The following is a 13,286-nucleotide window of genomic DNA, read 5'->3' on the forward strand; positions in this document are numbered from 1 at the left end:
ATTCACTTTGATGTCGTTGCCGCTTTCAGCAGACGGGAAACTCGGCGTGAAAGTGGCTTAAGCGTGGGGTCAGAGATATCGCGCAGGCCGTCTCCAATCATATTCAGAGACAGGATCAAAAGCACAATGGCAATACCGGGAAAAAAGGTCATCCACCAGGAGGTAAAAATCACTTTTTTCCCTTCTAACAATAAATTACCCAGACTGGGCGTTGGTGCAGGGATCCCCGAACCTAAAAAACTCAGCGCCGCCTCAGTGAGGATCGCGACCGAGAAGATCCACGACACTTGAACGATTAGCGGCGAGACCACGTTGGGCAGGATGTGCAACCAGATAATCCGGCGACTCGTTGCACCCTGAGCACGCAGCGCCTCGATGTAATTTTTTTCCTTGATCACCAGCGCCGCTGCTCGCATCACGCGTGCCACCGACGGCACATACACCAGCGATAGCGCCAGCACAACATTGGCGGGGTTGGGGCCAAGAATACCGACGATAGAAATCGCCAGCAGCAGAGAGGGGAAAGCAAACAGACCGTCACAAATCCGCATAACGATCGCATCAAGCAGACGATACCAGGTGCACAGCAGTCCAATCAGCGTACCAATCGCCCCGGAAATCAGCGCCACTGCCCCCCCAACGGACAGCGAGATCTGTACCGCAATCGCCACCCGTACGAACACATCACGGCCAAAATTATCGGTGCCAAACCAGTGCTGAAGCGAAGGTGAAGACAGACGAGCCAGAGGATTCAGCGCATAGGGATCGTAAGGGCTAAGAAGCACGCCTCCTATCGCGACAATGAGGATAAGCAGTAGGATAGCGACACCGGTGGTCAGGAGTGAATTGGAAAACAGCGCTTTCATGTCACTCTTTCTCCCCTGATAGCGAGATACGCGGATCAACGGCATGCCCCAGAATATCCACCGCCAGATTAATCAGAACGTAACTGATGGTAATCAGCAGTACCGCCCCCTGAATCACAGAGAAATCGCGCCGCTCGATAGAATCCACCACCAGCGACCCTACGCCGGGAATGCCGAACACGCTTTCAATCACAATTGTTCCCGTCACAAGTGAACCGAAAGATTCACCGCAGATGGTTAAAATAGGCAAGAGTGCATTTTTCAAGCCGTGGCGTAGTAGAACGCGGTATTCCGATACACCTTTGGCACGGGCCGTTTTAATGTAGTTTTCGCTCAACACGTCTAGCATAACCGCACGCGTCATGCGGGCGATCAGCGCGGCAATGCGCAGCCCTAACGCCAGCGCAGGGAGCGTCATATACCAGAGATTTACCAGCACATCGCCGCGCGTCGAGCTATATCCAACAACCGGAAACCAGCGCAACTGCACGGCAAAAAAGAAAATCAGAAACAGCCCAAGTAGAAAGCCGGGAATCGACATCCCCACCGCCGCTAGCCCCATAATCACACGATCCAGCAGCCGTCCCTGCTGCGACGCGCTGAGCACGCCGGCAGCCAGACCAAGCAGTAGCGCTAACCCTTGCGCATAGAGTGCCAGTGCCAGCGTAGGTTGCAGATGCTGCAAGAAAAGCGACATCACGCTGGCATTCATGAACAGCGAACGACCGAGATCGCCACGCAACACGGCACTAAACCACACGACGAACTGCGTCAGCAGGGGTTGATCCAGCCCCATTTGCTGACGCAACGCGGCGACATCTCCCGGACTGGCATCATTGCCCAGGATAACCAGCACCGGATCGCCCGGTGCCAGATGAACCAGACAAAACACCACGATAGAGACCACCAGCAGCACCGGTATCAACGCCAGCAGTCGATGGAAAATAAACCATCCCATTCACTTCTCCGCTTACGGTTTTGTGATGCTGACGTTCCACAGCACGGGACCGATTAAATCCCGGTAGCCGTGAACATGGTGCTTGATGGCGGCCGCATCAGGTGTGGTGCGTCCTAGCACAATGACCGGCAGGTAGGTCCAGGTTTGAACGTGGAGTTTATCCACCAATCCTCTTGCTGCCTGTAGCGACGGCGCCTGCTTGATATCATCCAGCAACGCATCGATTTCCGGGCTGTTGCTCAGGCCGGGAAATTTGGCGCGAGAATCAAGGAAAGGATACTGATGCAACACCTGACGCATGGAGAATTCCAGCGCACACAGGTCGAAGTTTTTAGGATCCTGACGCCGTTGTAATACCGTGGCCCAATCGTAGACATCAAGACGAGATTTCACCCCAATCTGTTTGAGTACCTGCTGTGCGACAATCGCCAGATTGTACAATTCGGCGTATTCCTTGGTGGCGATGATCACCACTTCTTCACCGTTATAGCCGGATTCTTTCACCAGCTTTCTGGCCTCGTCCAATTTGTGCTGATTCCAGTAAGGCTTACCGGCTTCACTGTGCCAGTCTACCTGCTCAGGAAAACCTAACGACGAATCTTCCCTGAAAAAGCGTGGATCGCTGTAGCCCGCCAACAGTACCTGATGGACATCAAGCGCCAAATTGAACGCCTGACGCAGTTTCACATCGGCAAACGGTCCACGATTCTTGTTGAACAGGTAGGTAATGAGCGACCCGCCGGCTTCGGGGCGGTACAGCTTCACATCGCGGGCGCTATTGAGCGTGTCAATGTTGTCTTTCGGCAAATCAAAAATGACGTCATATTCACCAGTCAGTGCGCCTGCCAGTCGGGTAGACTCATCCGTAATATAGCGAAACCAGATGTCTTTCACTTCTGCCTGCTTCTGACCCGACAGGCCGTTCGCCGGCTCGCTACGCGAGACATAGCCGTCATAACGCGTCAGGTGCAGATAATCTCCCTGTTTGAATTCCGCCAGTTTGTAAGGCCCGGTGCCAATCAGTTCACTGACTGGCTTCTTGCTGGCATTGGCTTCATCAATAAGGCGCTTGGGCATAATGGAAGGCAGGTTTTTCAAATCGGCCAGGACATTCAGCGTAATGAGGGACGGTGTCTGTACCGCTAGTTGCACCGTACGATCGTCAATTCGGCTAAACTGTGCGCCCGGCAGATTGGCTTTTCCCTGCGTAGAAACCGCCAGCCAGCGATTCATCGAAGCCACCACATCATCGGCTGTCAGCGGCTGACCATCATGAAAGCGAATGCCGTCGCGCAGCACAAAGGTGTAAACCTTGCGATCGTCACTCAGCGAATAGCGTTCAACCAGTTCCGGCACCGGTTCAAACCGATCGTTAATCGTAAAAAGCTGTTCAAAAATGTGGCGCACCACGTCGGTGGTCGCACTGTTGGTTGTCAGGTAAGGATCGAGCGTACCCGGTCGTTTACCATAAGCGATATTCAGCGTTGCATCGCGATTGACGGTTTCCGCCAGCGCGATTCCCCAGGGTAAACTGGCCACCAGCAAAAGTGCGGCAGCAGGAAAATGAAACCATTTCATTGATGGGAAACTCCACTATTTTTATGCTATTCAGTCAATTAATACGCACGTTCAGGCAGCGTCAGTTACCGCATGACGGCCCGCGAACTCGTCCTTGGCATCCTGCAACGCACGAGCATCCGTCAACAGTCGTAAACCGGTTCGAGCCAGAACCTGCGCGCCCGTCAGCAGCGCGGCGTAACCGAGTGGAGAATTTGCCGCTTCACGGAATGGCACGGTGTGGCCGATCAGATCGTCAGGGCCGATTTTAATGGTGGGGTGTGCCGTCGGCACCGCGTGACTGATATCTCCCGCGTCCGTCGAACCAATGCCCTCTTTCGCGTTTTGATCGACCACTTCCCCTGCGGCGGTGAACTCTTCCAGCAAGACAGCATTCAGCGTGTGATTGATCAGGAAATCGCGCGGGCCAACCTGATGTTCAATCTTTACCGTCGTTCCCGTCGCCAGCGCGACGCCATCCGCAATCGCGCGAATACGTGGCTCCAACGCCAGCACTTCTTCACGCGTTTTGGCACGGATGTAATAGTGAGCGGAGGCGTATTCTGGAATCACATTCGGTGCCTGCCCGCCGTTAGTGATAATGCCGTGAACCCGAACGCCGTCCGGCAGTTGCTGGCGTAGCACGCTAATCCCGTTGTAAAGCAGCACGAGCGCATCCAGTGCGTTCACACCTTTATGTGGCGAGCTTCCGGCATGGGAAGGTTTACCGTAAAAATGAAAATAGAGATGGTTATTCGCCAGTGACGGCCCGGTGAGACGCGTTTTTCCGGCTGGATGCACCATCAGCGCGACATCAACCTTATCGAGGAAGCCATGTTCGACAAAACGCGCTTTCACGTTGCCATTAATTCCGCCTTTGCCACGCAGTCCCCCTTCTTCAGCTGGCGTTCCTAATACCACCACTTTGCCACCGGTCTGATCGATTACCTCAGCCAACGCAATCGCCGCCGCAATACTGGTTACTCCGATGATGTTGTGACCGCAGGCGTGGCCAATATCAATTAACGCATCGTATTCAGCGAGGTAAGCAATGGTTGGCCCCGGTTTACCACTATCCTTTTCGGCATAAAAAGCCGTTTCGTGTCCGGCAACGTTCAGCGTTACCGTGAAGTGATGTTTCTTTAATAAATCCGTTAATAGCCCGCTGGCGTAATATTCATTATTTCCTGTCTCAGGATGCGCATGAATATCCTGGGAAATCGCAATATATTCTTCGCGATGCTGCTCAATACTGCTAGTAATACGCTGCTGTAATGCGGTAGTTCCCATCTTGCTCACCTTTCTATTTGTTATGGATATATGTGTTATGGATATATCACGCAATAATCCTGCCTTTATTCCACACGTTTTAGGGATAAAGACGCCCGCCCGCCGATAGCGGCAGGAAATAACAATCAATTCAGTGTTGTTTACGATGAATACCCACGATGCGGGCATTTATCAAACGACGTTCAAAATAATAAGCGTGCTTCTAATGACTTATTTCACCATCACTATAACGGTAACCGATCATTTCCTTTATAGAGATTCAGGATAAGGATATCTGATAAACGGTATTGTATTTTCCAGGCAGCTACTCCTGATCATCCCACCTTTATCCGAGCCGCACCGTGGCAGCGCCCAAAGGGTTACCGTAGCTATTTACCGTTATTTATACCCGTCATACTTCAAGTCGCATGTGCGTTTTTCTAAACGCTAACGTGTTGTCCTGAAACTCGAATTATTTAGGGTATATCACACATGAGTTAAAGGATTTTGGTCAAACCGATACGCTTCTCAATGACAATAAGCAGCAGCACCGCAATGGCGATAAATATCACCGAAATGGCGTTCACCGTCGGATCGAAAGTTTGATCGACATAATTGAAGATACGGACGGGTACGGTGATGGTATCCGGCGCACTGAGGAACAGGCTCACTGAAACCTCGCCGAACGACGTGACTGCCGCAAAGACAGCCCCCGCCAGCATACCGGGTTTAATCAGCGGCAGCGTTACATGCCGAAAGGTATAGGCACGCCCGGCACCGAGGCTCATCGACACGGCCTCCAGACGTCTGTCCATCGCCGCCAGACTGACGCTGACCGTACGCACCACATACGGCAGCGCCACCACCATATGGCCGATCACCAGCCCAGTAATACTTCCCGCCAGCCCTGCGGCCATAAGTACATAGAGCAGCGCGATCCCCAATACAACCTGTGGGATCATCAACGGAGATAAAATAAAAGCCTGAAGGCTTTCACGATAACGAAACTCCAGACGTGCCAGTGCCCAAGCGGCAAACGTGCCGACCATCACCGTCAACGGCGTGACAATCACCAGTAGCAGCAGACTAACGCCAAGTGATGAACGCCAGTTTTCATCCTCCAGCAGGGCACGAAACCAGCGTAGCGAGATATCACGTGGTGGGAACTGCGGATAGGTTTCCGGGCTGAATGCGGATAGCACAATCACGAGTACCGGTAGCGCGAGAAAAGCATAAACCAGTATACCCGCCAGCGTGACGGCATACTGACGTAAACGGACGCCAGGCGAACGATCAGTGACCATGGTTCTTCCTCTCCCAACGTTTCAATACCTGCCCCGCCGCCCCCGCCACTAACAGCGTCATGACTAGCAGCGTGAGCGAAAGCGCCGCCGCCATTGGCAGATTAGCGATCTGCATCGCCTGCTGATAAATCGAGATAGGTAACAGCGGTTGCAACCGTCCGCCAATCAGCAGCGGCGTAATATAACTGCCCGCAGCCAGCGAAAACACGATCACAAACCCCGTGACCATGCCCGGAAGCGTCAGTGGCAGCACCACCCACCTAAACGTCTGTGACGGTGTCGCCCCAAGACTCATTGAAGCCAGCCGTAACGACGGTGCCATCTCGTTGAGCGACGTGATCAACGGCAGCACGGCAAACGGCAACATCACCTGCACGTAGGCGATAATCACCGCATTCATATTCCACAACAGGCTGAGCGGCTGTGGGATCAGACTCGTTGCCATCAGCACGCTGTTAACCAGCCCATTTTGCGCCAACAGCACAATCCAGGCGAACGTCCGAATCACCACGCTGGTCAGCAGCGGGGAAATTAAAATGATGTAGAGCAGCGTGCGCCACGTTCGGCGTCGCGTCGTCACCAACAGCCAGGCGGCAGGCCAGGCCAATAGGACGGTCAGCAGTGCCGTAAGTACAGAAACCCACAGCGTGGTCCACAGGGCGTACAGGTAGTCGTACTGCGTAAATACCGCAATATATTGCGTCAGGCTGAATCCCGGCAGCGGTTCCAATAGTCCGTCCACCTCCGTGAGGCTCTGATCGACCAGTAGCAGAATCGGTACCAGCAAAAATAGCAGCAGAAACACCAGGCAAGGGGTCAACATCAGCCAGGGAAACGCGTTCTTATTCTCTTTCAGGCGCGAGAGACTCATGCGGCATCACCTTCGGCGGGTAAAATCACCACATCGTCCACCTGCCAGTGCAGAAAGCAGGTTTCGCCGACGGCAGGCAGGCGAGAAAACGTCCGCTCATCGGCCTGCACCAGTAGCGTCCCACCGCCCGGTAACTGGCAGATCAGACGTACCGACGCCCCGGCGTAGCTAGCCTGTTTCACCGTTGCGGCAGTGTGGTTGACGCCCGCTCGACCCTCATTCGGAACTGACGCGAGCGCGATACGCTCTGGTCGAATCATCAGCCGCTGAGCCTGAGGGGTGAAGACAGGCGTGGCGACCACCAGCGGCTGTGCCGCGGCAACGAAATGGTCGTGCGCCACATAGTGACCGCCAGCGGCGTTCGCGCTCACCGTCAACAAATTTGCCTGTCCGATAAACTCGGCGACAAACCGGTTTTCCGGCGCATGGTAAAGCTGCCACGGCGTCCCTAGCTGCTGAAGGCGACCATTACCTAGGATGCCGATACGATCGGACAATGTTAAGGCTTCCTCCTGATCGTGCGTCACCAGAACGGTCGTAATTCCTACACGCTGCTGCAATGCACGTAGCTCATCCTGCATCACTTTACGTAACCGCGCATCGAGGTTAGACAGGGGTTCATCCAATAACAGAACCTGCGGTTCAATCGCCAGCGCACGGGCAATGGCTACGCGCTGCTGCTGCCCGCCGGATAACTGATGTGGCCTGCGCGTCGCTAAGCCCTCCAGCCGTACCTGATGCAGCACCTCCTTTACCCGACGCTGACGATCCTGACGGCTGACCCGCCGGACGTTAAGGCCATAGGCGACATTTTCCTCAACGCTTAAATGCGGGAATAGCGCATAGTTTTGGAACACCATCCCGATGTTGCGACGGTACGGCGGACAATCGGTAATATCCTGCCCGTTGAGACGCACACGTCCGGCGGTGGGTGCCAGAAAGCCTGCGATAATATTGAGCAGCGTGGTTTTACCACAGCCGCTCGGCCCCAGCAGGGAGAAAAACTCGCCCTGCGCAATCTCAAGACTGACGCCATCCAGAGCACGGTGTGCGTCAAACTCCCGCACAACGCCATCAATGGACACCGCACTCATTTGCCGCCCCCCAGCGCTTTACTCCAACGGCTGGTCCAGTCAGCCAACTGTGGTGTCGCAGTAGCGTAGTCGATCCAGATGAGCTTGCTGTAAGCCTCTTCCCCAACCTGAACCTGCTGTTTTAACGTCGCACTGTACTGCACGTCCTTGTTAGTCATGCCGTACAAAGATTTATCGGAGAACGCTTTTTGCGTCTTATCACCAGAAAGCGCATTCACCAGTTTGTAGGCATTCGCCAGATTCGGTGCTCCTTTCGGGATCACCCAGTTAGCCGCACCGACCACCGGGCCATCAGAGGGATAAACGAAATCGACCTTCACGCCCTGCTGCTTGAGCGCAAACACGCGCCCATCCCAATAAGGCACAATCCAGGCATCGCCTCGTTCCAGCAGCGTCTGAATCGCACCAGGGCTGTCAGGGAAAGCGACGGCGTTACCGCGCAGTTCCGTCAGTTTGGCGAATGCCTTGTCAACATCCGCGGGATTATCCAGCTTCCCGCCCAGCGCATTGACCAGTCCGGCAAAAAACTGCAATCCAGCGGCATAGGTTGGCGAGGAAATCGCCACATGCCCCTTGTATTCCGGTTTCCACAAATCCAGCCAGCTCGTCGGCGGCGTTTTCACCAAATCGCTGCGGTACGCCAGCCCCAACTGCCCGAGACTAAATGCGGCAGCATAGGTTTTGTTATCGCTGACAAAACGCGACTGCACGCTCGGGTAGAGCTTGTCGAGGTTGGGAATATGCTGTGCATCAAGCGGTTGTAGCAGATCGGCGGCAATCGCCCGCTGTACCGTGTCTGGCTGGAACACCACAATATCGTAAGGCGCTCGTCGCCCTTTACTGGCGCGCAGCTTGGCAAACCACTCGGCGTCAGCGCCTGGCACCACGGTCAGCTTGATATTGTTGTCTTTGGCAAACTGCTCTAGCCCGGCAGCACGAATATTTTTCTCCCAATCGCCGCCATAGACGCCGATCACCACGGAATCGGTGGCTTTCAGCGTCGTCGACTCGGCAAACACCGCGGTGGCAAACGTGGCAGACAACGCACTAAGCACTAACGTTCTGATAAGGGTGACACGCATAATTTCTCCTGGTGATTACAGTGCGCATTTACGGCGCAGAAAATGGGGATGCCTGCCGTTCTAATACAGCCAGCGCATCGGCAAAGCCCTGTCGGGCAAGCGTGATAGAAGACGAGGTTTGCTGTGGAAAACCCGCAGGCAGGTGCGCCAGCGCCGCGGCAAAGACTTGCTGACGAAAACGCTGCCGTTCAGCGGGCAACAGCGGATATAACAAGACATTAAGGCGCGTTAGTAGCGCGGGCTCAAAGACTGCCAACCAATGATCCCGCGCGGGGCCGAATGACGAGTGATGAGGCGCGAGCGCCCGATGTCTGGCGGTTTCATCACGATCGACCACACCCTTTACGATAACCACGCCATAGCGCTCGCGGGCAGACGTTTCGCTAATCAACTGGTTCTCGACATCGTCCAGCACCGCGGCAACATCACGCGCAAAGGGATCGCCCCACCCGCCACCGCCCGGTGTTTGCAATAAAATTTCATCGCCCTGTTTCACACTGAGCAGATCGATCTTGCCTAATTCAATATCCCCTCGGCCGGGATTCAGCGTCATCGTGGCGCACTCTCCCGGTAGCCCACCGTGCGCGCCCCACGGCTGAAACACCCTACGTTCCATGCCGCGCGCCAGAATGGTGCTGTCGTCCTGAAGCAGGCGAATGTGGATCTGCTGTCCCATTCCACCGCGCCACTGTCCGGCCCCCGCAGAGTCCTCACGCAGGCCGTACCGCACAATTTCAACGTGTGTTTCTGCCTCGACCATCTCGACTGGGTTATTCGCCAGATTGGAAATACTGTTGTCGCGGCCATCAATACCATCGTGTCCCCAACGCGCGCCGCCACCGCCCACCATCGGTTCGATCACCTGAACATTCTGTTCACGCCCTTGCGAACGCCGTTCAGCGACAACCAAAGGAATAATGGTGCCGCCGCTAGCAGCGGGCATCACCTTGGCGAGCGCCTGACCGAGCAGGCCATTTAACACGTCATTGACCCGTACCGCCGTCGCGTGGCGCACGCCCACCGCGGCGGGAAACTGCGGGTTGACTACCGAACCGGACGGCGCAAACAGGGTTATCGGAGCCAGTAGGCCAGCATTGATTGGTACCGTTTTATCCAGCGTGCAAACCAGCGCCAGAATACGCAACGTAAGCCAGGCATGGGGTTCGCCGTGGCTGGGAATATTAATGGCAGCCGTCACCTGCGCGTCGCTGCCGGTAAAATCGAGATGGATAGCGCCATCGTCTACCCGTGCGCTGACCACAAGGCGCACCGGCAGCCCGCAGCCTGCCGCATCGTCCAGATAATCTTCAAACGCATAAGTTCCGTTCGGAATACGGCGTAATACTTGTCGGGCACGCGCCGTCGCATAGTCCTGTAAATCCTGCTGCGCCTGCACCACATCCGCCACACCGTGCAGACGCACAATCTGCGCCAGCCGCTGCTGCCCGGCATTTAATGCCGCCAGCATCGCCTGAATGTCCCCCGCGTTGGCCTCAGGGGTTCGGCTATTGGCTGCCAACAATTGCATCAACTCACGGTTAATCTCACCGCCACGGACCAGCCTGATCGGTGGAATTTGCAGCCCTTCCTGAAAAATATCGCTGTTCGTTGGCGAAATACTACTTGGCACCCGCCCGCCGACGTCGGAAGCATGCAGAAATGCCCAGCCCCACGCGACAATCTCTCCGTCGATAAACCACGGTGCCAACAGTTGCAGGTCGGGAAGATGGGTGGCTAACCCGCGCGAGCGATAGGGATCGTTAGTCAGGATCACATCGCCCGGTTGCAGATCGTCGAATGCCTGCATGGTAGGCAAGCTGTCTAGCCCGACAAAACCGGACACCCCGATCCCACGCGGATAAGCAAAAAAACGCCCATGACGGTCGGCGACGGCACAGCAGAAATCCGCGGTTTCCTTTACATAGAGCGTACGTCCCGTGCGTTGCAGGATATAGCACATCTCTTCTGTCAACGCGGTCAGCTTGTTATTCAGGATCTCTAACGTAATCGCATCCAGTTTCATGCCTTACCTCCCGTCGTTTTTTTGACGATAAGGAGATTCCCCTGCACGTCTACCGAACCCTGCCAGTCGGGTAAAATCAGCGTGGTGGTGTCATCCTGCTCAACGATAGCCGGACCATTCAGCACGTCACCTTCACACAGCGTTTGGCGTTGCCACACCGTGGCATCATGCCAGCGCTGACGAAAATAGAAGCGGCGTGTGATGGGCGCAACGCCTGTGCTAGCAAACGCCGTGCGCTCATCAGGTAACGCTGGTAGGCGGGCGGTGAGCGATAACCGCAGCGTCGTTAGCACGACTTCCCCATCGGGGTTGACGAAACCGTAGCGTTGCCGATGTTGTTGCGTAAATGCTGCGAGGAGTGCAGCAACACCGATCCCATCAGGCTCGCCTAAAGGCACCGTCAGTTCGTAGGCCTGACCGGAATAACGCATATCGGCTTCCACATCGAAAGTGACATGCGTGCTGAAGGCCGCCCCTTGTTGCGCAAACCATGACAAGGCCAGATCGCGCAGTGTACGCAGCACGGCGAGAATAGGCGCTTGCGCTTCATCATTCACCGTCACACGCAGGCTACGGATGAAATCACGTCGAATATCCGCCGTTACCGCCCCTTGAGCACAGAACGTCCCAGGACGTAACGGCACCAGAATTCGAGTAATACCCGCTTCATCGGCCAGCAGATTGGCATGGGTGGGTCCCGCACCGCCAAACGGCACCAGCGTCAGCGCATCCGGTGACGCCCCCTGCTGTGCCAGCACTTTATTCAATTCAGTCGCCATCTGGGTCGTCGCGACGGCTAATGCGCCACTAGCCGCCTGCTGAGCTGCTTCATCACCGGAGAACCCGAGTCGTGCCGCAAGATCTGCCAATGCAGTTTGAGCTCGCGCAGCATCCAGCGGCATCGCGCCGCCCAGAAAAGTCTCCGCCGACACAATACCGCTCACCAGATAGCAGTCAGTCACAGTGGGTCGATCGCCACCCCGCGCATAGGCCACCGGACCAGGGTCAGCACCCGCACTTTCTGGGCCAACCTTTAAAATTCCGTACTCATCCACATGCACCACAGAGCCTCCGCCAGCGCCAATTGCCGAGACCCCCACCACCGGTAAGATCAGCGGCAATCCACCAATATCTGTGCGCGTCACGCGGGCGACTTCACCGTCCAATGAAAGCGACATATCGCTGCTGGTACCCCCCATATCAAAGGAGAGGAATCCACCGCCACCAGAGTGTTTTACCAGCCGCGCTGCGGCACTGACGCCCGAAGCCGGACCAGAAAGCAAAGTATCGACAGGACGTTGCAGCGCCCCCTCCAACGGCAGCACGCCACCGTTTGAAGCCGTGATCAGCAGTTTGGCGCTAATGTCCTCCTGCTGTAGCAACGCCGCCAGTCGGGAAAAATAGCGCTGCATCAGCGGTTGAATATAGGCATTAAGCCCGGCGACCAGCGTACGTTCATACTCGCGAATTTCCGGCCATAGCTGTGCGGCAGACAGCACCGGAATATCCAATAGCGGCTCGGCGATTTGCTGCGCCAGCTCGGCTTCCGCCTGCGGGTTGGCGTACCCGTTAATCGTCATTAGCGCTACCGCACTGACCTCCAGTGCCTGTATCTGTGTCACCAGCGTGGCGATATCCTCCGCTGTGGGACGCGACGACCATTCCCCCTGCGGGGTAAAGCGTGCGAGAATCTCCAGCACACGCTGGCGTGGCAGAAAGGGGGGCTCACGATCGGCATGAAAATCAAAGGAAGAAGGTAAACGAGCGCGGCCGATTTCCAGCACATCGCGAAAACCTCGGCTAACAACCAGCGCAATACGTGCACCGCGCCGCTGAATAATGGCATTAAGCCCAAGCGTTGTACCGTGCAGCAGGAACGCTATCGCAGAGGCAGGCAGCTCGCTCTTATGCAGAAGCGCCAATAACCCGTCACGCACGGCATGTGCCGGATCGTCCGGTGTACTCGGCTGTTTATGAAAGAAATACTGCTGACGAATAGGTTCGAATAAGACAAAGTCGGTAAAGGTACCGCCCACATCCACCCCTACCCGCGCGCCAGTAGTCGCAAGTGTGTTCACCCTATTCTCCTGATGAAAAGGCGCGATGCGCCAAAAAATACCAAGTGTTATGAATAATAAGCAGTCGTTAATAACTCGTAATTACCATGTCAGCGAGAAGCGGGACGAATAACAAATTTTGCTATCGTTTGCCGAAATTAGGGATTAGCCAGTGATATATGTCGCTCACAGATATCCATAGCCA

General features: G+C 55.5%; 10 protein-coding genes. All 10 read right to left on the reverse strand.

Annotated features, from left to right (window positions below; translation table 11 throughout):
- Positions 1-2 precede the first annotated feature (2 nt).
- Positions 3-911 (reverse strand): ABC transporter permease, encoded by a 909-nt coding sequence (locus H4F65_RS14770; RefSeq protein ID WP_240350866.1) that lies wholly within the window; start codon positions 909-911, stop codon positions 3-5.
- Complete coding sequence (locus H4F65_RS14775; protein ID WP_010277974.1) at positions 868-1,824, reverse strand: ABC transporter permease; 957 nt, start codon at positions 1,822-1,824, stop codon at positions 868-870. The genes H4F65_RS14770 and H4F65_RS14775 overlap by 44 nt, the downstream gene beginning before the upstream one ends.
- Before the next feature lie 12 nt (positions 1,825-1,836).
- A complete protein-coding gene (locus H4F65_RS14780; RefSeq protein ID WP_010277977.1) occupies positions 1,837-3,402 on the reverse strand; it encodes an ABC transporter substrate-binding protein in 1,566 nt (521 codons plus the stop codon).
- A gap of 51 nt (positions 3,403-3,453) precedes the next feature.
- Positions 3,454-4,671 (reverse strand): M20 family metallopeptidase, encoded by a 1,218-nt coding sequence (locus H4F65_RS14785; RefSeq protein ID WP_010277979.1) that lies wholly within the window; start codon positions 4,669-4,671, stop codon positions 3,454-3,456.
- Positions 4,672-5,147: 476 nt separating this feature from the next.
- Positions 5,148-5,954, reverse strand: coding sequence for an ABC transporter permease (locus tag H4F65_RS14790; protein WP_010277983.1), 807 nt, complete (start codon positions 5,952-5,954; stop codon positions 5,148-5,150).
- Positions 5,944-6,825 carry an ABC transporter permease gene (locus tag H4F65_RS14795; protein WP_010277987.1) on the reverse strand — a complete coding sequence of 294 codons (882 nt, stop codon included), beginning with the start codon at positions 6,823-6,825 and terminating at the stop codon, positions 5,944-5,946. Before H4F65_RS14795 ends, H4F65_RS14790 begins: the two co-directional genes overlap by 11 nt.
- Positions 6,822-7,919 carry an ABC transporter ATP-binding protein gene (locus H4F65_RS14800; RefSeq protein ID WP_010277990.1) on the reverse strand — a complete coding sequence of 366 codons (1,098 nt, stop codon included), beginning with the start codon at positions 7,917-7,919 and terminating at the stop codon, positions 6,822-6,824. Before H4F65_RS14800 ends, H4F65_RS14795 begins: the two co-directional genes overlap by 4 nt.
- A complete protein-coding gene (locus tag H4F65_RS14805) occupies positions 7,916-9,001 on the reverse strand; it encodes an ABC transporter substrate-binding protein (RefSeq protein ID WP_010277996.1) in 1,086 nt (361 codons plus the stop codon). Before H4F65_RS14805 ends, H4F65_RS14800 begins: the two co-directional genes overlap by 4 nt.
- A gap of 28 nt (positions 9,002-9,029) precedes the next feature.
- Positions 9,030-11,024, reverse strand: coding sequence for a hydantoinase B/oxoprolinase family protein (locus H4F65_RS14810; protein WP_010277999.1), 1,995 nt, complete (start codon positions 11,022-11,024; stop codon positions 9,030-9,032).
- Entirely contained in the window at positions 11,021-13,102 is a 2,082-nt protein-coding gene (locus H4F65_RS14815; RefSeq protein WP_010278004.1) for a hydantoinase/oxoprolinase family protein, read from the reverse strand. The genes H4F65_RS14810 and H4F65_RS14815 overlap by 4 nt, the downstream gene beginning before the upstream one ends.
- Positions 13,103-13,286: the final 184 nt, after the last annotated feature.

The organism is Pectobacterium brasiliense, assembly GCF_016950255.1.
Lineage (GTDB): Bacteria > Pseudomonadota > Gammaproteobacteria > Enterobacterales > Enterobacteriaceae > Pectobacterium > Pectobacterium brasiliense.

Bases quoted from the DNA above. Each gene is read 5' to 3' on its own strand.
- H4F65_RS14770 (WP_240350866.1), bottom strand. From the start codon at position 911: ATGCCGTTGATCCGCGTATCTCGCTATCAGGGGAGAAAGAGTGACATG.
- H4F65_RS14775 (WP_010277974.1), bottom strand. From the start codon at position 1,824: ATGGGATGGTTTATTTTCCATCGACTGCTGGCGTTGATACCGGTGCTG.
- H4F65_RS14780 (WP_010277977.1), bottom strand. From the start codon at position 3,402: ATGAAATGGTTTCATTTTCCTGCTGCCGCACTTTTGCTGGTGGCCAGT.
- H4F65_RS14785 (WP_010277979.1), bottom strand. From the start codon at position 4,671: ATGGGAACTACCGCATTACAGCAGCGTATTACTAGCAGTATTGAGCAG.
- H4F65_RS14790 (WP_010277983.1), bottom strand. From the start codon at position 5,954: ATGGTCACTGATCGTTCGCCTGGCGTCCGTTTACGTCAGTATGCCGTC.
- H4F65_RS14795 (WP_010277987.1), bottom strand. From the start codon at position 6,825: ATGAGTCTCTCGCGCCTGAAAGAGAATAAGAACGCGTTTCCCTGGCTG.
- H4F65_RS14800 (WP_010277990.1), bottom strand. From the start codon at position 7,919: ATGAGTGCGGTGTCCATTGATGGCGTTGTGCGGGAGTTTGACGCACAC.
- H4F65_RS14805 (WP_010277996.1), bottom strand. From the start codon at position 9,001: ATGCGTGTCACCCTTATCAGAACGTTAGTGCTTAGTGCGTTGTCTGCC.
- H4F65_RS14810 (WP_010277999.1), bottom strand. From the start codon at position 11,024: ATGAAACTGGATGCGATTACGTTAGAGATCCTGAATAACAAGCTGACC.